The 21,130-nt window shown below is 76.1% G+C and carries 22 protein-coding genes; 8 read left to right on the top strand and 14 right to left on the bottom strand.

Features of this window, described 5'->3' with window-relative positions; translation table 11 throughout:
• Positions 1 to 67 precede the first annotated feature (67 nt).
• The 5 genes from GWJ10_RS03850 to GWJ10_RS03830 form a co-directional block, all read right to left on the bottom strand.
• Entirely contained in the window at positions 68 to 481 is a 414-nt protein-coding gene (locus tag GWJ10_RS03850) for a multidrug efflux SMR transporter (RefSeq protein ID WP_061268145.1), read from the bottom strand.
• A 2-nt stretch (positions 482 to 483) separates the two neighbouring features.
• A complete protein-coding gene (locus GWJ10_RS03845) occupies positions 484 to 798 on the bottom strand; it encodes a multidrug efflux SMR transporter (RefSeq protein WP_021482216.1) in 315 nt (104 codons plus the stop codon).
• A gap of 82 nt (positions 799 to 880) precedes the next feature.
• A complete protein-coding gene (locus GWJ10_RS03840) occupies positions 881 to 1,825 on the bottom strand; it encodes an N-acetyltransferase (protein ID WP_163185321.1) in 945 nt (314 codons plus the stop codon).
• Positions 1,826 to 1,912: 87 nt separating this feature from the next.
• On the bottom strand, positions 1,913 to 2,929 hold the full coding sequence (locus tag GWJ10_RS03835; protein WP_163185318.1) for an alcohol dehydrogenase catalytic domain-containing protein: 1,017 nt from the start codon (positions 2,927 to 2,929) through the stop codon (positions 1,913 to 1,915).
• 95 nt (positions 2,930 to 3,024) lie between these two features.
• The gene (locus tag GWJ10_RS03830; protein WP_163185315.1) at positions 3,025 to 3,735 is read right to left on the bottom strand and encodes a GAF and ANTAR domain-containing protein; all 711 of its coding nucleotides are present in this window, start codon (positions 3,733 to 3,735) and stop codon (positions 3,025 to 3,027) included.
• 198 nt (positions 3,736 to 3,933) lie between these two features.
• Between GWJ10_RS03830 and GWJ10_RS03825 the strand changes: the two genes are divergently transcribed.
• Positions 3,934 to 4,563 (top strand): PAS and ANTAR domain-containing protein, encoded by a 630-nt coding sequence (locus GWJ10_RS03825; RefSeq protein WP_082774554.1) that lies wholly within the window; start codon positions 3,934 to 3,936, stop codon positions 4,561 to 4,563.
• Between the two features lie 16 nt (positions 4,564 to 4,579).
• Here GWJ10_RS03825 and GWJ10_RS03820 read toward each other — a convergent pair whose 3' ends face one another.
• A complete protein-coding gene (locus GWJ10_RS03820) occupies positions 4,580 to 5,452 on the bottom strand; it encodes an alpha/beta hydrolase (RefSeq protein WP_163185312.1) in 873 nt (290 codons plus the stop codon).
• Positions 5,453 to 5,600: 148 nt separating this feature from the next.
• Between GWJ10_RS03820 and GWJ10_RS03815 the strand changes: the two genes are divergently transcribed.
• On the top strand, positions 5,601 to 7,553 hold the full coding sequence (locus tag GWJ10_RS03815) for a BTAD domain-containing putative transcriptional regulator (RefSeq protein WP_241005652.1): 1,953 nt from the start codon (positions 5,601 to 5,603) through the stop codon (positions 7,551 to 7,553).
• A 31-nt stretch (positions 7,554 to 7,584) separates the two neighbouring features.
• Here the strand turns inward: GWJ10_RS03815 and GWJ10_RS03810 are convergent, their stop codons facing one another.
• Complete coding sequence (locus tag GWJ10_RS03810) at positions 7,585 to 8,157, bottom strand: TetR/AcrR family transcriptional regulator (protein WP_061268151.1); 573 nt, start codon at positions 8,155 to 8,157, stop codon at positions 7,585 to 7,587.
• A gap of 76 nt (positions 8,158 to 8,233) precedes the next feature.
• Here GWJ10_RS03810 and GWJ10_RS03805 point away from each other — a divergent pair, with 76 nt between their 5' ends.
• Positions 8,234 to 8,812 carry a dihydrofolate reductase family protein gene (locus GWJ10_RS03805; RefSeq protein ID WP_163185309.1) on the top strand — a complete coding sequence of 193 codons (579 nt, stop codon included), beginning with the start codon at positions 8,234 to 8,236 and terminating at the stop codon, positions 8,810 to 8,812.
• 29 nt (positions 8,813 to 8,841) lie between these two features.
• On the opposite strand, the gene GWJ10_RS03800 is transcribed toward GWJ10_RS03805, so the two are convergent.
• From GWJ10_RS03800 to GWJ10_RS03775, 6 genes are all read right to left on the bottom strand, one after another.
• Positions 8,842 to 9,663, bottom strand: coding sequence for an anti-sigma factor (locus GWJ10_RS03800; RefSeq protein ID WP_009861754.1), 822 nt, complete (start codon positions 9,661 to 9,663; stop codon positions 8,842 to 8,844).
• The gene (locus GWJ10_RS03795) at positions 9,647 to 10,228 is read right to left on the bottom strand and encodes a sigma-70 family RNA polymerase sigma factor (RefSeq protein WP_051027776.1); all 582 of its coding nucleotides are present in this window, start codon (positions 10,226 to 10,228) and stop codon (positions 9,647 to 9,649) included. Before GWJ10_RS03795 ends, GWJ10_RS03800 begins: the two co-directional genes overlap by 17 nt.
• An 89-nt stretch (positions 10,229 to 10,317) precedes the next feature.
• Entirely contained in the window at positions 10,318 to 11,040 is a 723-nt protein-coding gene (locus GWJ10_RS03790) for a class F sortase (RefSeq protein WP_163185306.1), read from the bottom strand.
• The gene (locus GWJ10_RS03785) at positions 11,037 to 11,915 is read right to left on the bottom strand and encodes a DUF4397 domain-containing protein (protein ID WP_043652848.1); all 879 of its coding nucleotides are present in this window, start codon (positions 11,913 to 11,915) and stop codon (positions 11,037 to 11,039) included. Before GWJ10_RS03785 ends, GWJ10_RS03790 begins: the two co-directional genes overlap by 4 nt.
• Positions 11,916 to 12,059: 144 nt before the next feature.
• Complete coding sequence (locus GWJ10_RS03780; RefSeq protein ID WP_163185303.1) at positions 12,060 to 12,713, bottom strand: fasciclin domain-containing protein; 654 nt, start codon at positions 12,711 to 12,713, stop codon at positions 12,060 to 12,062.
• Between the two features lie 152 nt (positions 12,714 to 12,865).
• Positions 12,866 to 14,509, bottom strand: a complete 1,644-nt coding sequence (locus tag GWJ10_RS03775) for an ATP-dependent DNA ligase (RefSeq protein WP_163185300.1) — start codon at positions 14,507 to 14,509, stop codon at positions 12,866 to 12,868.
• 97 nt (positions 14,510 to 14,606) lie between these two features.
• On the opposite strand from GWJ10_RS03775, the gene GWJ10_RS03770 reads away from it, so the two are divergent.
• From GWJ10_RS03770 to GWJ10_RS03760, 3 genes are read left to right on the top strand one after another with little or no spacing between them, the layout of a single operon-like run.
• Positions 14,607 to 14,942 (top strand): metalloregulator ArsR/SmtB family transcription factor, encoded by a 336-nt coding sequence (locus GWJ10_RS03770; protein ID WP_043652840.1) that lies wholly within the window; start codon positions 14,607 to 14,609, stop codon positions 14,940 to 14,942.
• Positions 14,939 to 15,688 carry a cation transporter gene (locus tag GWJ10_RS03765; RefSeq protein ID WP_144722942.1) on the top strand — a complete coding sequence of 250 codons (750 nt, stop codon included), beginning with the start codon at positions 14,939 to 14,941 and terminating at the stop codon, positions 15,686 to 15,688. The genes GWJ10_RS03770 and GWJ10_RS03765 overlap by 4 nt, the downstream gene beginning before the upstream one ends.
• A gap of 5 nt (positions 15,689 to 15,693) precedes the next feature.
• Positions 15,694 to 16,935, top strand: a complete 1,242-nt coding sequence (locus GWJ10_RS03760) for an SLC13 family permease (RefSeq protein ID WP_241005651.1) — start codon at positions 15,694 to 15,696, stop codon at positions 16,933 to 16,935.
• 21 nt (positions 16,936 to 16,956) lie between these two features.
• On the opposite strand, the gene GWJ10_RS03755 is transcribed toward GWJ10_RS03760, so the two are convergent.
• Positions 16,957 to 17,217, bottom strand: a complete 261-nt coding sequence (locus GWJ10_RS03755) for a cobalamin biosynthesis protein (protein WP_163185297.1) — start codon at positions 17,215 to 17,217, stop codon at positions 16,957 to 16,959.
• A 275-nt stretch (positions 17,218 to 17,492) separates the two neighbouring features.
• Between GWJ10_RS03755 and GWJ10_RS03750 the strand changes: the two genes are divergently transcribed.
• Positions 17,493 to 19,199 (top strand): alpha/beta hydrolase, encoded by a 1,707-nt coding sequence (locus GWJ10_RS03750; RefSeq protein WP_163185293.1) that lies wholly within the window; start codon positions 17,493 to 17,495, stop codon positions 19,197 to 19,199.
• A gap of 149 nt (positions 19,200 to 19,348) precedes the next feature.
• The gene (locus GWJ10_RS03745) at positions 19,349 to 21,130 is read left to right on the top strand and encodes a SpoIIE family protein phosphatase (protein ID WP_163185290.1); all 1,782 of its coding nucleotides are present in this window, start codon (positions 19,349 to 19,351) and stop codon (positions 21,128 to 21,130) included.

Here is a 21,130-nt window from a genome sequence, read left to right as displayed (position 1 = left end):
TCCCGCACCGCGCCCCCGAGCGACGAATCCCGTGCTCAGGGGCGCGGCGGAGCGGTTCGACGCCGCGCTACGGGCGGTCCGGGGCCGTTCCCGCGGGCGCCCGCGCGGAGTCGGCCGACGCGTCGGCCTCCGGGCCGGAAGCCCTCTCGGCCGCCCGCCCCGGGCGCGACGGCACGAGCTTGAGGCCCACCACCGCCGCGATGATCCCGGCGATGAAGACCACCTTGCCCACGCTCACGGACTCGTCGCCCGTGAGGATGGCGTAGGTGACGGTGAGCGCCGCGCCGACCCCGACCCACACCGCGTACGCGGTGCCGATCGGGATGTGCTTGGTCGCCCAGCCGAGGCCGAGCATGCTCAGCGCGAGCGCGACGAAGAAGACGACGGACGGCCCGAGGACGGACAGCCCGTCGGACTTGCCGAGCGCCGTCGCCCAGACGGCCTCGAAGACGGCGCTGACGAGCAGGACGATCCACGGCACGGTCAGCTCACCGCCTTGAGCCCGATGACGGAGCCGACGAGCAGCACGAGCAGGCCGACGCGCGCCACGGTGGCACGCTCCTTGCCCGTGACGAAGCCCCAGACGACGGTCAGCGTCGCGCCGATCCCGACCCACACCGCGTACGCGGTGCCGGTGGGGAGCGTGGTCATCGCCCAGGCGAGACCGACCATGCTCAGCGACATGGCGACGAAGAAGACGACGGTCGGGCGCCAGCGGCGGAAGTTCTCCGACGCTCCGAGCGCGGTGGCCCACACCGCCTCGAGCAGGCCCGAGAGGACCAGGACGAGCCAAGCCATGACAAGCAACCCCTCTGAGTCAGTCTTGTCCGTGCGGGTACTGCTCCCTCGTCCGCAGAGCTACCTCGACGCAACTCTGGTACTAAAGTACCACATTCGGCCTTGCCAGCCGCCAGCCGCGGCTCACGGTCGTCAGCTCGCGGAACCCCCAGGCGCGCAGCTGCGCGATCTCCTCGTGGTCCGTCGCGTCCGTGCCGGCCAGGACACGGTGCACCCCGGCGAGCTCGAGCCACGCCCGGGCCTCGGCCAGCACCCCGGCCAGCAGGGCGTCGTCGGACCCCGGGCCGGGCGCGAGGTCCACCAGCTCGGCGGTGCCTCCCGTCGCGGCCTGCCGCTCGGCGCGGCCGAGGGTCGTGTCGATCTCGACGTACGCGGCCGTCTCCGTGCCGCGGTGCGCGGTGAACCGCACGCCCCCGCCGGGGCCGAGCGTGCGCCGCAGGGCGACGTCGTCCGGCACGGGGACAGCGTGGGGGAGCGCCGAGGTCGGGGCGAGCAGCACCGTCTCGGCGTGCTCTCCGGGACGGAAGCCCGCGCGCTCCAGGGCCTCGCGGACGTGCGGCCACTGCTCCGGGACCCCGTAGACGCCCGCGAACGGGAGCTGCCCGTCCGCGTACGCGACGCGCACCTGCCACGCCGCGAGCTGGGCGTGGCACGCGGCCGTCAGCGCGTCCGCGGCCGCGCGGGCCTCGACGGACTGCTCCGGGTCCTCGTCGTCGGGCGGCGTGACGAGGAGCCACTGCACGAGACCGGCGTCGCGGTAGTCGTCGCTCGCCTCCGGCCCGGCCGTGAACCGGTGCAGGTGCGCGGCGCCCACCACCCGGTGCCGGGACTCGACGACGAACGTCGCGCGCTCGACGACCCACGGGTCGACGACGTGCTCGTCGGGCTGGCGCTCCAGGCTCCCGAGCACGCTGTTGACCGAGAGCCGCGCTCCCGGCACGACGGCGGAGAGGTGGGAGTTGACGAGGTCCGTGAGCTGGTCGCGGTCGTCGCGACGGAAGGTCCGGACACGGGGACGTGCAGACATGCGGCTGCCTCCAGGCGAAGTGATGAGCTGGGAAGGCCGCCACGCGATGCGGTACGCGGGCACCCTAGCAGCCGCGGTCGCCCACCGTCAGGGGCGCAGCAGCGCCTTGATCGCGCGCCGCTCGTCCATCGCGGCGTAGCCCTCGGCCGCGTCGTCGAGCGAGAGCTCGAGGTCGAACACGCGCGCGGGGTCGATGCGCCGTTCCAGCACGAGGTCGAGCAGCTCGGGCAGGTACCGGCGCACGGGCGCGGGCCCGCCGGACCAGTGCACGTGCCGGTAGAACATGTCGACCGCCGGGAGGTCGACGCCGTGCGGCAGCCCGACGACCCCGACGTGCCCGCCCGCACGGACGGCACCGAGCGCCTGGTTCATGGAGTCCTGCGTGCCCACCGCCTCGACGACGCTGTGCGCGCCGAGCCCGTCGGTCAGCTCGCGGACCCGCTCCACGCCCTCGTCGCCCCGCTCCGCGACGAACTCCGTCGCGCCGAACGCGCGCGCGAGCTCCTGGCGCGGCGCGTGCCGGCTCATCGCGATCACCTGCTCGGCGCCGAGCTGCGCGGCGGCGAGGACCGCGAGCAGCCCGACGGCGCCGTCGCCCACCACGACGACCGTCTTGCCCGGGCCCGCCTCGGCCGCACGGGCGCCGAACCACCCGGTCCCCAGCACGTCCGACGCCGTGAGCAGGCCGGGCAGGAGGTCGTCGTCGGGGCGTTCCGGCGTCGCGACGAGCGTCCCGTCCGCGAGCGGGACGCGCAGCAGCTCGGCCTGGGCGCCGCGCACGGGCTCCCGGTGCACGCACGACGTCTGGTACCCGGCCCGGCAGATCGGGCACGTGTTGTCGGACGCGAAGAACGACCCGACGACGAGCTGTCCCGGGCGCACGGTCCGCACGTCCGCGCCGACCTCCTCGACCGTGCCCACGTACTCGTGCCCCATCGCGACGGGGTGCTCGACCCGGTTGACGCCGCGGTACGTCCACAGGTCCGACCCGCACACGCACGCGGCCTCGACGCGCACGATCGCGTCGGTCGGCGCGAGCAGGCGCGGGTCGTCGCGCTGCTCCACGCGGACGTCGTACGGGGCGTGGATGACGGTCGCGCGCACGGGGGCTCCTCGGGGTGGGCGGGTGGCGGTCGGGACGTCGTCGAGCCTACGGCGACCGGTGGCGCGGGGCCTGTGCGGCTGTCGAGAGCCTGAGGTCAGCCGTCATCGGTCCGGAGCGTCTGGACGGCGTGCTCCTCGTCGTAGGCGAAGCTGAGCCGCCTCGTGACGACCTCCTCGGCGACGTCGTCGAGCGTCGTGGACCGGGCGTAGGCGTGCGCGCGGAGCACCGCGAGCGCGTCGCCGGGCGGGATGCGGAGCTGGGCGGTGACCATGCCGGTCGCCTGGTGGACCTCCGCGCGGGGCGCCCAGTCCAACGAGTCCAGGTCGCCCAGCAGGGAGAGCCCGATGGTGTCGGCGAGGAGCTGCACGTCCTCCGGTCCCCGCGCCAGCGTCCGGGAGGAGGTGACGAGGCTCAGCACGCCGACGACCCTCCCGCCCGCGTGCATCGGCACGGCGTGGTACGCGCCCGGGCCCGTGATCGCCTCGACCGCGTGGGAGAAGACGGGGAAGTCGTGCTCGTCGCGGCTGTCGTCGGCCCCGCTGACGACGATGTGGTCCTCCGAGAGGGCGCGCTGGACCGGGCCCTCGCCGATCACCTCGCCCAGCCCCTCGATCCGGGCCGCGAGGCCGTCCGCCGTGGACACGGTGAGCCGGTCGTCCGCCGTCGGCGCGACCGTCAGCGCCGCGCTCCTGGCTCCGAGGACGGTCGCGGACGCCTGGCACAACCGCGTGGCCAGGGGCAGGCTGCGGTCGGCCCGGGAGAGCGCGCGCGAGAGCAGCTCCAACAGATCCGGCGCGGCGCCCACGGTGTGCCTCCCTACCTCGCGCACGGTCAGTCTGACAGCGCACCCCGCACTCGCTCGTCGGCGATGGGCCGACGCTCCGACGCACTCCGTCACGGGCAGTCCCCGGACCGGTTGCAGGAAACCGACGCCGGGCTAGAGTCCCCGGAGTCGAGTCTGGACCTGGCTCACCACCCCGCTGAACGACGACGGAGACGACCCATGTCCGTGGAGAACCCCGCACCGCTGCACCCTGTCTCGCTCGGCGACGGCGCGACGCCCGGGCAGTTCCGGGTCGACCTCGCGACCGACGCCTGGTGGTGGTCGCCGGAGACGTACCGCCTGCACGGCTTCGAGCCCGGTGAGGTCGTGCCGACGACGTCGCTCGTGCTCGCCCACAAGCACCCCGAGGACCGCGACCGCGTCCGCGACCTGCTGGAGCGGGCCCGCGTCGACGGGGAGCCGTTCTCGAGCCTGCACCGCATCATGGACGCGCGCGGCGCGGAGCGGGTCCTCGTGCTCGTCGGGCACGGCCGTCGCGACCGCGACACCGGCCGGCTCGTCGAGCTCATGGGCAGCTTCGTCGACGTCACGGTCGCCGTCCGGGACCGGGCGGAGCGGCAGGCCGAGCGCGACATCGCGGCCGCCGCCCGCAGCCGCGGGCCGATCGAGCAGGCCAAGGGAGTCGTCGCCGCCGCGCTCGGGGTGGGGACGGAGCAGGCGTTCGGGCTCCTCAAGCGCGTCTCGAACGACCGCAACGTGCGTCTCCGGGAGCTCGCCCGGCGGGTCGTCGAGGAGGGCACCGCGCCGAGCCCGGACCGGGCCCGGCGCGTCGTGTCCCTCCTGCGGTAGGCGCCGGGCCGGGCGGTCAGCGCCGCGCGAGCGACCGGACGACCGCGGCCACGTCTCCCGGCGCCTCCTCGGCCAGGAAGTGGCCGGCCGTCGTCGTGAGGTGCTCGAGGTCGGGCGCCCAGCGCCGCCAGACGCCCGCGGCGTCGTACCCGAGCTGCGCGCCCCAGTCCTGCTGCACCACGGCGACGGGCATCGCGAGCCGGTCGCCCGCGTCGAGCGACGCCTGGTCGTGCTCGACGTCGATCGTCGCGGTCGCGCGGTAGTCGGCCACGATCGAGTCGACCGCGTCGCGGCTCGACGCGAGGTAGTGCGCGCGCACGTCGGCGGGGATCGCGGCCGGGTCCTGCGTCCACGCGTCGAGGAAGGACCCGAAGAACGCGTCGGCGCTGTTGCGGATCATCGTCTCCGGCAGGCCCGGAGGCTGCGCCATGAGGTACAGGTGGAACGCGACGGCCGCGTCCACGCCGTGCAGCACGGCCCACGTGTCGAGCGTGGGCACCACGTCGAGGATGCCGAGGTGGCTCACGCGGTCGGGGTGGTCGAGCGCCGCGCGGAACGCGACGAGCGCGCCGCGGTCGTGGCCGACGAGGACGAACCGGTCGACGTCGAGCGCGTCGGCGAGCGCGACGACGTCGGCGCCCATGGTGCGCTTGGCGCAGACGTCGGGCGTCGTGGCGGCGGGCTTCGCGCTCTCGCCGTAGCCGCGCAGGTCGGGCACGACGACACGGTGGTCGCGCGCGAGGTCGGTCGCGACGTGCCGCCACATGTGGCGCGTCTGCGGGAAGCCGTGCAGGAGCACGACGGGCGTGCCCTCGCCCGCGGTCTCGGCGCGCAGCGCGACGCCGGGCGCGACCTCGACGGTGCGGGTCTCGAAGCCGGGGATGTGCATGGGGTGTCCTCTCTCGGGGCGGTTCTCGGCCGTGCCGGGTCGTGCCCGGCCGGCTCGTCGCCATCCTCCGAGCGGCGGATCAGCGTCCGATCAGTGCCGTCCGATCAGTGCCGTCCGATCAGTGCCCCGGCGCGGCGACAATGGCGGGGTGGTGGAGCTGCGCGTCGAGGTGCTCGGGCCGGTCCGCGTGCTGCGCGACGGCGCGGACGTCGACCCCGGCGGACCGCGCCAGCGCGAGCTCCTCGCGCGCCTCGCCGCCGCGCGCGGGCGCCCGGTGCCGTTCGACCGCCTCGCCGACGACCTGTGGGACGAGCCCGGCGCGGGGACGGGCGACCGGCGCGGCGCGCTCGCGACGTTCGTCGGCGACCTGCGGCGGCGCCTGGAGCCCGGGCGCGCGCCGCGCACGCCCCCGCGCGTCCTCGTCACCGCGCACGGCGGCTACGCGCTGCGGCTCCCGGACGACGCGCTCGACGCGGCGCGCCTGGAGGCGGCCGTCGCCCGGGCGAGCGCGTCTCCCGGGGCTGGGGACGCGGCGTCGGGCGCGACGCGCGCGCTGGCGGACGCCGTCGCCGCCTGGCGCGGCGAGCCGTACGCCGACCTGCCGGAGCGGGAGTGGGTCCGGGCCGAGCGCCGGCACCTCGGCGAGGTGCACGCGCGCGCCGTCGAGCTGCTCGCGGACGCGCTGCTCGGCGAGGGCCGGGCCGCGGAGGCGGTCGTCGTGCTCGACGCGCACGCCGCCGCGCACCCGTGGCGCGAGCACGCGTGGGCGCTGCTCGCGCTTGCGCTGTACCGCGACGGGCGACAGACGGACGCGCTCGACGTCCTGCGGCGCGCGCGCCGCCGCCTCGCCGACGAGCTCGGCCTCGACCCGGGCCCGGAGCTCGTCCGGCTCGAGCGCGACGTGCTCGGCCACGCGGCGTCGCTCGACGGCCCGACGCCGGGGCCGCGCCTCGCCGTGACGGCCCCCACCGGCTCGCGCACGCACCTGCGGTCCACGGTCGACGTCGCGCGCACGCTCGCCGTAGCCGGGGGCGACCACCTCGCGACCGCGCAGGAGCAGCGCGTCGCCGCGACGCTCGCGGCCGAGGCGACCGGCGACCCGGTGCTCGCCGCCCGGACCGTCACCGCGTACGACGTCCCGGCCGTCTGGACCCGGAGCGACGACCCGGCGGCGGCCGACGCGCTCGTCGGCGTCGCGCGGCGGACCCTGGGGCGCCTCGGTCCGGGCGCGGCGCCGGTGCTGCGCGCGCGTCTGCTCGCGGTGGTCGGCATCGAGCACCGCGGGACGCGCGACGCGTGGGCGTGGGCCGCGGCGGAGGACGCCGTCGGGATCGCGCGCGACCTCGGCGACCCGGCGACGCTCGCGCTCGCGCTCAACGCGCGGTTCCTCCAGTCCTTCCAGCGGCCGGGCGCGGGTCCCGAGCGGGACCGGACCGGCGCCGAGCTCGTCGCCCTGGCGGAGGACCACGACCTCCCGACCTTCGCGATCCTCGGCCACCTCGTCCGGATGCAGGCCGCCGCGGGCGCGGGCCGGTTCCCCGACGCCGACGCCCACGCCGCCGCGGCCGAGGACGTCGCGGCGGGCTACGAGTCGCCCGTGGTCCCGATGCTCACCGCCTGGTACCGGGCGATGCGCGACGCCGAGACCGCCCCGCCCGACGCCGCGGCGCGCGCGTACCGCGCCGCCGACGACCGGCTCGCCGGGGTGCGCATGCCCGGTGTGCGCGACGGGCTGCTCCCGCTCGCGCTCCTCACCGTGCGCGTGCGGCACGGGCGCCCGCTCGCCGGGATCGAGGCCGCCGACCTCGGCCCGTACGCCCCGTGGGCGGAGCCGCTGCTCGTGCTCGACGCGGGCGACCCCGACGCCGCGGCGCGGCTCGCGCGCGCGGCGCCCGAGCCGCCCGCGGACCACCTGCGCGAGCTGCTGTGGGCGCTGCGCGCGGAGATCGCCCTGCGGTTCGGCGACAGCGCCCTCGCCGGGCAGGCCCGACGCGCGCTCGCCCGCACCCCCGACGAGCTCGCGGGGGCCGGGTCGGGCCTGGTCTCGCTCGGGCCCGTGCGCGGCTGGCTCGACCGGCTCGACGGGCGGCGCGCGTCGTAGGAGCGGCCGTCCGGGGTGGGTGTGAGGCCGCTCAGCGCTCCGGGAGCAACCCCGCCACGAGCGCGTCGACGACGTCGTCGGTCGGGATGTCGGGGTCGATCGGCGTGGTGAGACGGTCGAGGAGCAGCCCGTCGATCGCGTAGTGGAACAAGGCGATCTCCCGGCGCCCGCCGGGCAGGCCGGCCGACCGGTTGAACGCGACGTCGGCCTCGAATCCCGCGCGCAGCCACGGCCCGAGAACGGCCGCGAGCTCGCCCCGACGGCCGGACTCGAGCCGCAGCTCGAACAGGGCTCGGGTGACGTCGGCGTCGGTCGACAACCGGCGCACGATGTCGCGGAGGTAGTCCGCGAACAGCGCGCGGTCGGGCGTCTGGGTCGCGCGTCGGGCGAGGTCCTCGGGTGTCGGCGCGAGCCGCTCCCCGATGCGCTCGAAGAGCCCCGCGACGAGGGCGTCTCGGCTCCGGAAGTAGTTCGACGTCGTGCCCGTCGGGACCCCGGCCTCGTCGTCGATCGCGCGGTGCGTCAGGCCGCGCGACCCCTCGCGAGCGAGCACGGCGATCCCGGCGTCCGCCAGGGCGCTGCGCCGTGCGGTGTTCTTCGCCATGCGTCGAGGCTATCGCAACCACTGCACCTGTTGTAGTCTCCAACAACCACTTCATCTGTAGTTGTCAGGAGACATGATGCGCGAGCTGACCTACTACGTCGCCGTGAGCCTCGACGGGTACATCGCCGGGCCGGGGGGCGAGTTCGACGCCTTCCTCGCCGAGGGCGACCACATGGCGCCCATCTGGTCCCGGTACCGCGGCACGGCGCCGACGGACCTGGCCGGGGCCGCCGGGCTGCCGGTCGCCGACGGCCCCTTCGACACCGTCCTCATGGGCTGGAACACCTACGCCGTCGGCCTTCCCGACCACCACCTGCCGAACCCCTACCGGCACCTGCGGCAGATCGTCTTCACCCGCACGCACGAGGCGCCCGAGGGGAGCGAGGGGGTGCAGCTCACGGGCGCCGACCCGGTCGAGACGGTCCGCGCGCTCAAGCGGGAGGGCGGCCGGGGGATCTGGCTGTGCGGCGGGGGAGCGCTCGCCGCCGTGCTCGTCGACGAGATCGACCGGCTCGCGCTCAAGGTGAACCCGGTGATGCTCGGCACCGGGGTCCCGCTGTTCGGCGAGCGGGACTACGCGCCCCTCTCCTGGCGATCGACGGGCACGCAGACGTTCCGATCCGGCGTCACGCTCGCGGAGTACGCGCGGGCCTGAGGGCCGGTCCCGCGGCGACGACCGTGCGCCTAGACGTCGAGCGGTCCCCGCACGACCGAGTCGCCCGAGTGGGACGGGTCGCCGTCGAAGTGCTCCTCGGAGACGTCGACCACGGGGAACTCGGCGAGGTCCAGGCCGTCGGGCACGTCGAAGCGACCCTCCGTGCCGTCGAGCACGCCGAGGCTCACGAGGCCGCTCAGGTCCTCCGCGAGGAGCCACACCTCGCGGTACGTGCCCTCGGGCACCGGCGCGTCGACCGTCACGACGACCTGGCGCCGCCCGTCGGGTCGCTCCTCGACGCGTGCGTCGCCGCTCGCGCCCTGCCAGTCGGGCAGCGGGTCGAGCGTCGCGCTCGCGACCGTCGTCTCGGGCGGCTCGACCTCGCGACGCTCCCACAGGATGCCGCCCACGCCGCCGACGACGAGCGCGGCGGCGGCCGCCGCCGCGACCGGGACCCAGACCCGCCGGCGCCGCGACGCGAGCGGCACGACGACGGCCGTGCCGGTCGCGCCGGTCGTGCTGTCCGGTGCCTCCGCACCCGTCCCGGCCGCGTCCCGCGGGAGCGTTGGCACGGTCGGAGCGTCGGTGACCGCCGCGGGGGCCACGACGGGCGGAGCGGCGGTGGCGCTCGTCAGGCCGAGCTCGGCCTGGATTCGCGACCACACCGCGGCGTCGGGGGCGACGAGCTCGTCCGCCGCGTCCGCGCCGTCGAACGCGTCGACGACGCGCGCGAGCCGGGCGACGGCGTCGGCGCACTCCGGGCAGGAGGAGAGGTGCGCGCGCGCGTCGTCGTCGAGCACGTCCTCGCCGAGCGCGAGGAGCGCGAGGGTCTCGTCATCGATGTGCTGCACCGTCCACCTCCAATCGGTCGCGCAGCCGGATCAGGCTTCGTCGTACGTGGCTCTTGACCGTACCCAGCGGCAGGCCGAGCTCCTCGGCGATCTGCACGTGCGTCAGGTCGCGGAAGAACGCGAGCTCCAGGATCGTCCGCCCCGGGTCGCCGAGCCGTCGCAGCTCCTCGGTGAGGAGCACGCGGTCGGCGACGCGCCCGACGTCGGTGTCCTCGCTCGCCGCGCGGCCCGGGTCCGGGGCGGTCGTGGCCGCGGCCTCCTCCGACCGGCGGACCCGCGACCGGGCCTCGTGCGCGTCGGCCACCGTGTGCCGCGTGATCCCGACGAGCCAGGCCGGGAGCCGGGCCCGGTCGGGGTCGAACCGGCCCCGGCCGCGCCACGCCGCGACGAACACCTGCTGGGTGACGTCCTCGGCGTCGGCGCGCGTGCCGAGCGAGCGCAGCGCGATCGTGTGCACGAGCGCGGACCAGCGCCGGTAGGCCTCGGCGAGCGCCTGCTCGTCGCCGTCGGCGAAGTCGCGGCCGAGGCGCCACAGGTCCGGGTCGGTGGTCCCGGTCTCGGTCACGTTCAGGGCGGGTCCTCGAGGGTCGGTGCCGACCGCCCGGAGCGGCAGCGGCGAGCGGGTAGCAGCGATCGTAGCGCCCGTGCGGGCCGTCACCGCGACGGGACCGCGGTCACGATCACGTTGTCCGAGTACGAGCGTCGCTCGGCGTCCCAGCGGCCGCCGCACGTCACGAGCACGAGTCGGCGCTCGCCGGAGCGGTCGAACAGCGTGTCGAGCGGGACGTCGGGCTTCGCGATGCTCCTGATGTCGGTCACTGTGTAGGTGTACGAGGTGCCCGTCGCGTCGACGACGTCGACGATCGCGCCCGTCGTGATCTCGCGGAGCCGCGCGAACGGCCCGACCCCGTCCGGGTCGTCCACGTGGGCCGCGACCAGGGTCGTCCCGGTGGGGCTCGCCGGGGCCGGTCCGAACCGGTACCACGCGGCGACGTCGCCGGAGCCCGGCAGCGCCATCCGCCCCTCGGGGTCGACGCCCGCCGGCTCGACGGGCAGGTCGATCCCGAGATCACCGACGACGACCCGTGCGGGTGCCGGCGGCGGGGGAGACGGGACGTCCCGGGCCGGGCGCACCGGCACCGGTGCGTCCCGGGCCGGCCCGGGCGTCCCCGCGGTCGCCTCCCCGCCCTGGTGGGGGGCCGGGGTGGGGAGGGGGTCGGCCGACGGTCCGAGTCCGTCGGCAGACCCGTCGGCGGACGGCAGGGAGCATCCGCCGACGACCGCTGCGGTGACGAGCACCGCCCCCAGGAGGGTCCGGAGGCCGGCCCGCGCGCCCCGGGCGGGGCGCGCGGGACCGGCGGTCGTGCGCTGCGTCATGCCGTCCGGTCGCTCCGGACGGCGTGGGCCGCGTGCTGCTGGCGCCACGCGCGCGCCAGCATGAAGGTGGCCGCGACGAGCAGCAGGCCGAACAGCGACGCACCGAACGCGATGGCGACGCCCGTCGCGGTGCTGCTCGGCGCGTCGGCCGCGAGGCCCGAGAGCCCGGCCGGGACGCCCGACGGCGACGAGTGCAGGCCTTCGACCGTCTGCGTCGCGAGGGCGAGGTTGCCGTCCTCGAGGCTGCCCCACGCGTAGGCGATGGTGTTGACGCCCTCGGCGACCGTGAGGTCGGCCGGGCCGAGCACGGGCTCCGTGGTGCCCGCGGCGGCGACGGTCGCCGAGATCGTGCCGGCCGGCAGGTCGAGCACGGCCTCCTTCGGGTTCTCCAGCCCCGTGACGACGGCGGTCCCGCCGGCGAGGACGTCGACCGCGGGCGCCGCGGCGACGTGGCGCACGGTGAGCCGGCCCTGGCCCGCGGCCGTGGGCTTCGTGTCGTTCGTGAAGAGCGTCGCGGTCGGCTGGCCGCCCGCGTCGAGGTGCGCGACGGCGGTGTAGCTCGTGCCGCCCGCGAGCTGGAGGTCGACCGGGCCGATGACCGGGGAGCTCGTGTCCGTCGCGTCGGGCGCCGTGATCGCGACCGTGTACGTCCCGGCGGGGAGGTCGAGCGGACCCGCGAGGTCGCCGGGCTGGAAGTCGTCGAGGGTGAGCTCGTCGTTCACCCACACGTCCACGGGCGTGTCCGGCACGCCGTGCAGGACGGAGAGCGAGGCGCCGTCGTCGGTGGCGGCCTGGGCGGGGAGCGCGACGGCCCCCAGCGCGACGAGGGTCGCTGCGCCCGCGAGCGCGGCGGTGCGTCGTGCGGTGCGGTGCATGGTGTCCTCCGGTGGTCGAGCCCGGTCCGTCCCGGGCGCTCGATCTGCTGACACCCCCTCTTCCCCCGCAGGTGCGGATCTGGATGCACACGCATCAAAAAAAGTGCCCGGCCCCGCGGTGCGGGGCCGGGCACGGGGGACCGGTCAGAGGTTCTGGGGCCGCAGCACCGCGCTGATGCCGTGCGCGATCTGGACGTTGCCCTTGTTGAGGTCGAGCTTGCTCTTCACGAGGAACGGGTCGAGGTCGTTGCGGTCCTGGTCGACGAGGCGGACCAGGGCGAGGCGCTCGCTCAGCACGTCGACCCGGAACGTCGCGCCCTGCGCCGTGGTGAGGACGGCGTCGTCGGACCGCAGCGCGGTGCCGGAGTCGATCGTCGCGCCGGGGACGACGTGGTAGAGCAGCACCTGCTCGATCGCGTCGATGCCCACCGCCCCCGCGAGCGACGTGAGCACGCGCTCCTCCGTGGGCTGCCAGCGGTGCGTGAGGTCGAACGCGAGGAGCTGGAACGCCCGGTCGTTCGGCAGGAACGCGGTGAGCGGCACCGTGCCGTCGGCCAGGACCGCCACGGGGCTGTCCGGCTTGGCGGCGAGGACCGCGGCCACGGCCTGGTCGACGATGTCGAAGTCGTACCAGTTGCGGTCGAAGGTGTCGCCGTCGGCCGCGAGCACGGAGGCGAGGCTCGTGGTGCCCGTCGGCGGCGCCGTCGTGGGGGCCGGTGCCGCGACGGCCGGTGCGGCCGCGGCGGTCAGGGCGAGGAGCGCGGCTCCTGCTGCGGTGAGCGTGCGTCGGAGGTTCATCGTCGAGTCCCTTCGTCGTGCACGGGACGGCGGTGCGCCGTCGGACGCCGGGCGGCGTCCACCTCTCCTTCACCCGGACCGCCGCCCGCGGATGCACCCACCGCCGACGACTTCCTGCCGCGCTCGACGCGCCGCCCGCTCAGCCCTCCGCGTCAGGCGCCTCCGCCGCCCCCGAGCGGGCGTGCGAGCGCGCGGACCGTGTCGATCGTGTCGGCCTCGGCCGCCGTCTTGTCGTCGCGGTACCGGACGACGCGCGCGAAGCGCAGCGCGAGGCCGCCGGGGTAGCGGGTCGAGCGCTGGAGGCCGTCGAACGCGATCTCGACGACCTGCTCGGGGCGCACGTGCACGACATACCCCTCGTCGGCGGTCTGGAGCTCGCGGAAGCGCTGCGTCTGCCACGCGAGCATCTCGTCGGTCATGCCCTTGAACGTCTTGCCGAGCATGACGAACCCGCCCTCGGGGTCGCGCGCGCCGAGCCAGATGTTCGACAACCACCCGCTGCGCCGGCCGGAGCCCCGCTCGACGGCGAGCACGACGAGGTCGAGCGTGTGCCGCGGCTTGACCTTCACCCAGCCCGCACCACGCCGCCCGGCCGCGTAGGGCGCGTCGAGCGACTTCACGACGACGCCCTCCTGGCCCTCCGCGACGGCGGCGTCGAAGAACGCGGTCGCGGCCGCGGCGTCGTCGGTCACGAGCCGGCGCACGGCGAGCGGCCCGGCGGCGTCGGCGAGCAGGTCGGCGAGCAGGTCGTCGAGCACGGCGAGCCGGTCGCGCAGCGGCTCGTCCAGCAGGTCGCGGCCGTCGGCGTGGAGCACGTCGAAGAAGAAGGGGGAGAGCTCGAGCGAGGCCGCGAGCTCCGCCTCCTCGGCGGCGCTGCGCTCGCCCTGGGTCGCGGAGCGGGCGGCGGTCTCCTGGAACGGGCGGGGGACGCCGTCGGGCCCGACGACGAGCGCCTCCCCGTCGAGGACGAGCGCCCGGCCGGGGAGCGCCCGCACGGCCGCGACGATCTCGGGGACGCGCTCGGTGATGTCGTCGAGCGAGCGCGTGAAGACGCGCACGTCGTCGCCGTCGCGGTGCACCTGGATGCGGATGCCGTCGAGCTTGACGTCCACGGCGACGGCGGTGCCCGACGCGTCCTCGCCGCCCGGCGCGGCCCCGAGCTTGTCGAGCGCGGCGCCGACGTCGGGTGCGGACTGCGCGAGCATCGGCCGCACCGGGCGGCCGACGGTGAGCCGGAACGTCGCGAGCGCCTCCGCCGCGGCCTCCGGGCCGCCCGCCGTGAGCGCCGCGCGGGCGACCGGCCCGGTCGCGCCCGCGAGCATGACCGCGCGCCGCACCGCGTCGGCGGGGACGCCCGCCGCCTCGGCGACGGCGTCGACCACCACCGAGTCGAGCGCGCCCTGGCGCAGCTCGCCCGAGACGAGCCCGGCGAGGAGCGACTGCTCGCGCGCCGTCGCGGCGCCGAACAGGGTGGCGGCCTCGGCCTGGCGCGCGGTCGACGACCCGGGGCCGGAGAGGTCCGCCATGCGGGCGAACGCGGCGTCGACGTCGGTCAGCATGAGGCCGGGTTCCTCGGCAGGGGCGGGGAGGTCGCGCAGCGACCGCCACCCGAGCCCGGTGCGGCGCTGGCGCAGCTCGCCCGCGAGGTACGCGACGGCGATCTCCACCTCCGCGCTCCCGGCCTCGGCGTCGTCCGCGACGCGCCGCAGCAGGTCGGCGATGGCCGCGCGCTTGGCGAGGCGCGAACGCGTGGCGGCGACGGCGTCGGACGTGGCGGCGACCTCGGCGAGCAGCATGCCCCATCCTCACGCCGACCACCCACGCCCCGCCCGCCGGGCGCCCCTCCGCGGTACATCCTTTTGTGAATACACGAGTCCGTGTACTGTCGCACCCATGGTCGAGACGGTCACCCTCACCCACACCGCCGCGCTCGCGCGGCTGGGGCACGCCCTGTCGGACGAGACGCGCGCCCGCGTCCTGCTCGCGCTGCGCGAGGCGCCCGCCTACCCGTCCGACCTCGCCGACGCGCTCGGCGTCTCCCGCCAGGTCATGTCCAACCAGCTCGCGTGCCTGCGCGGGTGCGGGCTCGTCGAGGCGATCCCCGACGGGCGCCGCACCTGGTACCGCCTCGCCGACCCGCACCTCGCGCCCGCGCTCGACGACCTGCTGCGGCTCGTCGTCCAGGTCGACCCGACCTGCTGCGGCCCCGACGGGTGCACGTGCTCATGACCTCCGTCCCCGTCGGTGCACCGCCGTCCGCCCCCGCCCTGACGGCCGCGCGCCGCGCCGTCCTCGAGCGGCGCGTGCGGTGGGTCGTCGCCGCGACGATCGCGTGGAACGCCGTGGAGGCCGTCGTCGCGATCACGGCAGGACGGGTCGCGTCGTCGGCCGCCCTCGTCGGGTTCGGGCTCGACTCGCTCGTCGAGGTCCTCTCCGCTGCCGCGGTCGCCTGGCAGTTCGCGGCGCCCGACCCCCACCGGCGCGAGCGGGCCGCGATGCGCGTCATCGCGGTCTCGTTCCTCGGCCTCGCGGTGTTCGTGTCCGTCGACGCCGTCCGGTCGCTGCTCGGCGCGGCGGAACCCGAGCACTCGGTCGTCGGCATCTGGCTCGCCGCGGTGAGCCTCGCCGTCATGCCGTTCCTGTCGTGGTTCGAGCGCCGCACCGGACGCGAGCTCGGCTCGGCGTCCGCCGTCGCGGACTCGAAGCAGACGCTGCTGTGCACGTACCTGTCGGCGGTCCTGCTCGTCGGGCTCGTCCTCGACGCGACCCTCGGGTGGTCGTGGGCCGACCCGCTCGCCGCGCTCGTCATCGCCGCCGTCGCGGTCAAGGAGGGCGTCGAGGCCTGGCGCGGCGACGCGTGCTGCGCCCCGACCGCCGTCGTGCACGCCGCCCCCACGGACGCCGCCGCCCCGTCCTGCGACTGCTGCCGACACGAGCCCTCGACCGCCGAGCGAGGTGCACCGGTCGTACAGTGACCGCCGTGACGACCGAGCCTCCCCCTGATGTCGGCGCGGACTCCGGCGCCGCCGCGGGCACGGCTCACCGGCGACGCCGCCGTCGTCTGCCGCCGTGGCTCCTCGCCGCGGTGGTCGTCGTCGCGCTCCCCGCGACGGGGCTGCTCCCCGCGGCGGACGCGCGCGACCTGCTCGTGCGCATCGGGCCGGTCCTCGTGTTCCTCCTCGCCATCACGGTGGTCGCGGAGCTGTGCGCGGGCGCGGGCCTGTTCGACGCCGTCGCCGCCCGGGCGGCGCGGCTCGCCGGGGGTCGGCGGATCGTGCTGTGGGTGCTCGTCGTGCTGCTCGCGACGGCCAGCACCGTGGTGCTGTCGCTCGACACGACGGCGGTGCTCGTCACGCCCGTCGTGCTCGCCCTCGCGCGTCGCACGGGCACCAGACCGCTGCCGCTCGCGCTCACCGTGCTCGCGCTCGCCAACACGGCGTCGCTCCTCCTGCCTGTCTCGAACCTCACCAACCTGCTCGCGGCGGACCGGTTCGGCACCGGGTACGTCGGGGTGATGTGGGCGCCGGCGCTCGCGGTGCTCGCCGTGACGGTCGTCGTGCTCCTCGTGCTGCACGGACGCCACCTGCGCGGGCGGTTCGACCTCGTGGGCCCCGGCCCGACGCCGCCCGACCGGGTGCTCCTGCGGGTCACCGGGGCCGTCGTCGTGCTCCTCGCGGTCGCGTTCGCGCTCGAGCTGCCCGTCGCGCCGACGGCGCTCGCGGGCGCGGCGGTGCTCGCGCTCGCGACGTGGTGGCGGCGCGTGCGCCCGCTCGTGCCGGTGCGGGAGATGCTGCCGTGGAGGTCCGCGGTGGTCGTGGCGGCGCTGTTCGTGGTCGTGGAGACCTGGCACGCGCACGGGCTCGGCGACCTCCTCGCCGCCGTCGCGGGCACGGGGACCGGGCCGGGCGACCTCGCCCGCCTCGCTGCGACGGGCGTCGTCGCGGCGAACCTCGTGAACAACCTGCCCGCGTTCCTCGCGCTGCTCCCCGCGGCGGGCGAGGACGTCGAGCGGCTCGCGACCCTGCTCGTCGCGGTCGACGCCGGGCCGCTGATCACGCCGTGGGCGTCGCTCGCGACGGTGCTGTGGTGGCAGCAGTACCGCCGCCACACGTTCGGGCAGGAGGCGCCGCCCGCGTGGCACGTGATCCGCCAGGGCCTCGTCCTCGCACCCCTCGCCGTCGCGGCGGGGGTCGCCGTCGTGGCGTTGACCCGACCGACGTGAACGGGCCTCAGAGCGCGGGGGCTACCGTCGCGTGCTGCGCCACGCGAAGAGCGACCCGACGACGACGGCGGCGAGCGGTGCGCCGAGGACGAAGAGCCAGCTCGCCCACGTGAACGTCGCAGAGAGGTATGCGACGAGTGCGACCACCGCACCCCAGAAGAAGACCCCGTAGCCGTCTGCGAAGATCCCTGCGCCCGCCCGGGACGTGTCCTCCGGGATGTCGCGGTGCGCCTCTACGGGCACCGGGCGCATCGGGGCAGGTCGGGGAGAGGAGGTCGTCATGGTGTCACCTCCACGACACCGATGGGCCGATGGGTGTGCACACGGTCGACGGCACCGACGTGACCGTCGTCCGCGTTCACGCATCTGCTCATCTCGGTCTCCCCCTGCAGGCGAACTCCTGGGCAGACTATGGCACACCAGTACCAGGACGCTGTCCGGCGGGCGCTCCCCGGCCGCAGCCTCCGGGAAAGGCGGCCCACCGTGCTCGACGGCGGAGGTCCGGGTGCGCTCCCCGTGGGCCCGTGGTCGGATGGGGAGCGATGACTTCGCGATCGATGACGACACGAACCGTCCGCGCCGCCGCCTCGTCGCTGGCGGCGGTCCTCCTGCTCGGCGGGGTACCCGCCGCGGCCGTCGCGGGCCCGGGGGGTGAGCCAGCCCGCACCGGTGCCGCCACGGCGTCGGCCCGCACCGGACCCGCCACGACCACGGCCGCCCAGGTCGAGGCCCCCGTGCCCGAGATCGCGTGGGGGCCGTGCGACGGCGACGGCCTCGAGGCGTTCGAGTGCGCGACGGCGCAGGTGCCGACCGACTACGACCGCCCCCACGGCCGCACGACGACCATCGGCCTGACGCGGCTCCCGGCGTCCGACCCCGAGCAGCGGATCGGGAGCCTGTTCACCAACTTCGGCGGCCCCGGCGGTCCGGGCGTCGAGACGCTGCACCTGCTCGGGGGATCGCTCTTCGACGACGACGTGCTCGCGCGGTTCGACGTCATCGGGTTCGACCCGCGCGCCGTCGGGACGTCCGACCCCGCGACGTGCTTCCGCGACCAGGAGCGGGAGAACGCGTTCCTCGCGGGCCTGCCCGCGTTCCCCGTGACCGACCGCGAGGAGACGCGCTACCTCGGCCAGATGGCGGCGTTCGGGGCGTCCTGCACGCTGTTCTCGGGCGACCGGATCGCGCACGCGTCGACGGCGAACGTCGCGCGCGACATGGACCTGCTGCGCCAGGCGGTGGGCGACGAGCAGCTCAGCTACGTGGGGTACTCCTACGGCACGGTGCTCGGCGCGACGTACGGGGCGCTGTTCCCGGACCGCGTCCGCGCCCTGGTGCTCGACGGCACGATGGACGTCGACGCGTGGTCGGGCGTCGGGTCGCGCGAGCTGATCGGCGCTCGGATCGGGCAGGCCGCCGGTGCGACCGAGACGTTCGGCGAGTTCACGCGGCTGTGCTCCGAGGCGGGGCCGTCGGCGTGCGCGCTCGCGTCGCTCGGCGACCCGGCCGACGTCGTCGAGGCGACCTACGCCGCGCTCCGCGAGGCGCCCGTCGACGTGCCGCTCCCCGACGGCACGAGCGTGCGCGTCGGGTACCCGGACACGGTGGCGCTCGTCTTCCAGTACCTGTACGAGCCCGTCGCGTGGGGCGACCTCGACCTCACGCTCGCGTCGCTCGCGGTGCTGAGCGGCGCCGTCGAGCCGCCCGCGGCGGACCGTCAGCGCACCCTCGGCGCCCTGCCCTCGCTCGGGGAGCTGCTCCGCCGCGCCGGGTTCGCCGAGGACTACGCGTCCGTCGGCGGCGCGCTCGCGAGCCTGTGCGTCGACACGACGACCCCCGGCCGGCCGTGGCAGTACCCCGCGAAGGTCGACGCGCTCGACGCGCAGTACCCGCACTTCGGGCGCTTCCGCGGCTGGGTGGGCGTCCAGTGCGAGTTCGTGCCCGTCGAGGACCGCGACGCGTTCACGGGCCCGTGGGACCAGACGACGGAGACTCCCGTCCTCGTGGTCGGCACCCGGTTCGACCCCGCGACGCCGTACGGGTTCACGCAGCCCTACGCGGACCGCTGGCCCGACGCCCGCGTGCTCACCGTCGAGGGCTGGGGCCACACGATCATCGGCAAGAGCGCGTGCGCGGACGACGCCGTCGCGCGGTACCTCGTGGACCTCGACGCGACCGACGGCGCCACGTGCGAGCAGGACGTCGTGCCGTTCCAGGGCCCGTCGGTCCCGCTCGGGGAGGCGCTGCGCCTGCCGGTCGTCTGACCCGCTGACACCCGACGTCCACCCGCCCCGCGCGCGGGTGGCACGGGTGCCGGCGCGTCGGGGTGCGGTCCTCGCGAGCGACCGTCGCGTGCGAGAGTGTTCCGGGCGTTCGAGCACAGGACGCCCGTCGTCGAGCCGAGAGGCGTCTTGTGGTCGCGTCCTCCGCACCCTCCGACCCCGCGCGCGCCGCTCTCGCACCGGCCGAGGCGGAGCGCCTCGCCGCCGCGCTCGAGCGGCGCGCGATGTCTGCGAGCGAGGTCTCGTTCACCATCGCGGACGCCCGCGCCCCGGGGGTGCCTCTGGTCTGGGTCAACCCGGCGTTCACGGCGACCACCGGCTACGCCGCGGACGAGGTGCTCGGCACCAACTGTCGGTTCCTCCAGGGCCCGGGTACCGACCGCGACGCGGTCGCGAGGATCCGGGCCGCGGTCGACGGCGGCACCACGGCGGGCGAGACGCTGCTCAACTACCGCAAGGACGGCACGCCGTTCTGGAACCAGCTCACCCTCTCGCCCGTGCACGACGAGCTCGGCACCCTCACGCACTTCGTGGGCGTCCAGGCCGACGTCACGGCGCGGGTGGAGACGGCGCGCTCGCGCGAGGCCGCCCTCGACGCCGCGATCTCCGCGAACCACCGGCTGACCACGACCACCCGGCTCGTCGAGCGGCTGGGCGAGCTGCTCGGCACGGAGGACGTGCTCGCCGAGGCGGCACAGGCCGTGGCCGAGGTGTTCTCGTGCTGGGCGGTCGTCGTGACGTACCCGGGTGGGCGCTCGCGCACCGACGTCGCGTCGCACGACCCGGCGCTCGCCGATGCCGCCCGGCGCCTGTCCCGGACACCGGGCTGGGCGGACCGCTCGCTCGCGGCGGTCGACGTGCTCGGGGGCGGCGCGCAGTTCGCGCGGCCGTTCGACGTCACGCCCGACCTCGTCTCGCCGCACGCGGACGAGGAGGAGCTCGCCGCCATGCACGAGCTCGGGCTCGGCTCCGCGATGTCCGTCGGGCTGCGGGCCCGCGGCCGGATCGTCGGCGTGCTCGCCGTGGTCAGCGCGCAGCCCGGGTTCTTCGAGGACGAGGACGCCGTGATGTTCGAGGACCTCGGCCACCGGATCGGCCTCCTGCTCGACAACGCGCGGCTCTACGAGCGCGAGCGCGACGCCGCGCACACCCTGCAGGAGCGCATGCTGCCGCGGCTCGGATCCCTCGACGGGCTGGACGTGGCCGTGGTCTACCGGCCCGCGGGAGGTGGGTCGTCCGTGGGCGCCGCGGCGGTCGGCGGCGACTGGTTCGAGGCGATCGAGCTGCCCGACGGCCGCGTGCTGCTCGTGGTCGGGGACGTCGTCGGGCACGACATGCACGCCGCCGCCGCGATGGGTCAGATCCGGTCGGCGCTCCTCACCGTCGCGGCGGACGGCACGACGCCCGAGGAGGTCGTCGAGCGCCTGGACGGGCTCGTGAAGCGCTTCGGCCTCGCGGACGTCGCGACGTGCGTCGTCGCGACGCTCGGGCCGCCCGACGCGGACGGCGGGCGCGAGCTCGTCTACTGCCGGGCCGGCCACCCGCCGCCCCTGCTCCGCACGCCCGACGGCGCCGTCCGCCCGCTCGACGAGTCGCTCACCACGCCGATCGGGGTCGTCACGCCCCGGCCCGTCACGGCCGCCCGGCTGCGACCGCGTGCCGGGAGCGTGCTCGTGCTGTACACCGACGGCCTCGTGGAGTCCCGCGCCCGGGGCCAGCGCGAGGGCGTCGCGGAGCTCGCGCGGGCCCTCGGCCGCGCCCCGGCGGACGCGGACGCGGCGACCGTTCGGGACCACCTGCTCGACCAGGCCGGGGGCCGCAGCGACGAGGACGACACGTGCCTGCTCGTCGTCCGCCTGCCGCGCGGGGACGAGGCCGCGGCATCCGACGGCGGTGCGCCGCCCCACGCCTGA

This window comes from Cellulosimicrobium sp. SL-1 (genome assembly GCF_011033075.1).
GTDB lineage: Bacteria > Actinomycetota > Actinomycetes > Actinomycetales > Cellulomonadaceae > Cellulosimicrobium > Cellulosimicrobium funkei.
Note: the sequence above shows the minus strand (reverse complement) of the source record. Positions and strands in the feature narration are given on the sequence as shown.

Coding starts and splice junctions, on each gene's coding strand:
- GWJ10_RS03845 (WP_021482216.1), bottom strand. CDS start 798: ATGGCTTGGCTCGTCCTGGTCCTCTCGGGCCTGCTCGAGGCGGTGTGG.
- GWJ10_RS03840 (WP_163185321.1), bottom strand. CDS start 1,825: ATGTCTGCACGTCCCCGTGTCCGGACCTTCCGTCGCGACGACCGCGAC.
- GWJ10_RS03825 (WP_082774554.1), top strand. CDS start 3,934: ATGTCCGTGGAGAACCCCGCACCGCTGCACCCTGTCTCGCTCGGCGAC.
- GWJ10_RS03820 (WP_163185312.1), bottom strand. CDS start 5,452: ATGCACATCCCCGGCTTCGAGACCCGCACCGTCGAGGTCGCGCCCGGC.
- GWJ10_RS03810 (WP_061268151.1), bottom strand. CDS start 8,157: ATGGCGAAGAACACCGCACGGCGCAGCGCCCTGGCGGACGCCGGGATC.
- GWJ10_RS03805 (WP_163185309.1), top strand. CDS start 8,234: ATGCGCGAGCTGACCTACTACGTCGCCGTGAGCCTCGACGGGTACATC.
- GWJ10_RS03790 (WP_163185306.1), bottom strand. CDS start 11,040: ATGACGCAGCGCACGACCGCCGGTCCCGCGCGCCCCGCCCGGGGCGCG.
- GWJ10_RS03785 (WP_043652848.1), bottom strand. CDS start 11,915: ATGCACCGCACCGCACGACGCACCGCCGCGCTCGCGGGCGCAGCGACC.
- GWJ10_RS03780 (WP_163185303.1), bottom strand. CDS start 12,713: ATGAACCTCCGACGCACGCTCACCGCAGCAGGAGCCGCGCTCCTCGCC.
- GWJ10_RS03775 (WP_163185300.1), bottom strand. CDS start 14,509: ATGCTGCTCGCCGAGGTCGCCGCCACGTCCGACGCCGTCGCCGCCACG.
- GWJ10_RS03770 (WP_043652840.1), top strand. CDS start 14,607: ATGGTCGAGACGGTCACCCTCACCCACACCGCCGCGCTCGCGCGGCTG.
- GWJ10_RS03765 (WP_144722942.1), top strand. CDS start 14,939: ATGACCTCCGTCCCCGTCGGTGCACCGCCGTCCGCCCCCGCCCTGACG.
- GWJ10_RS03755 (WP_163185297.1), bottom strand. CDS start 17,217: ATGACGACCTCCTCTCCCCGACCTGCCCCGATGCGCCCGGTGCCCGTA.
- GWJ10_RS03750 (WP_163185293.1), top strand. CDS start 17,493: ATGACGACACGAACCGTCCGCGCCGCCGCCTCGTCGCTGGCGGCGGTC.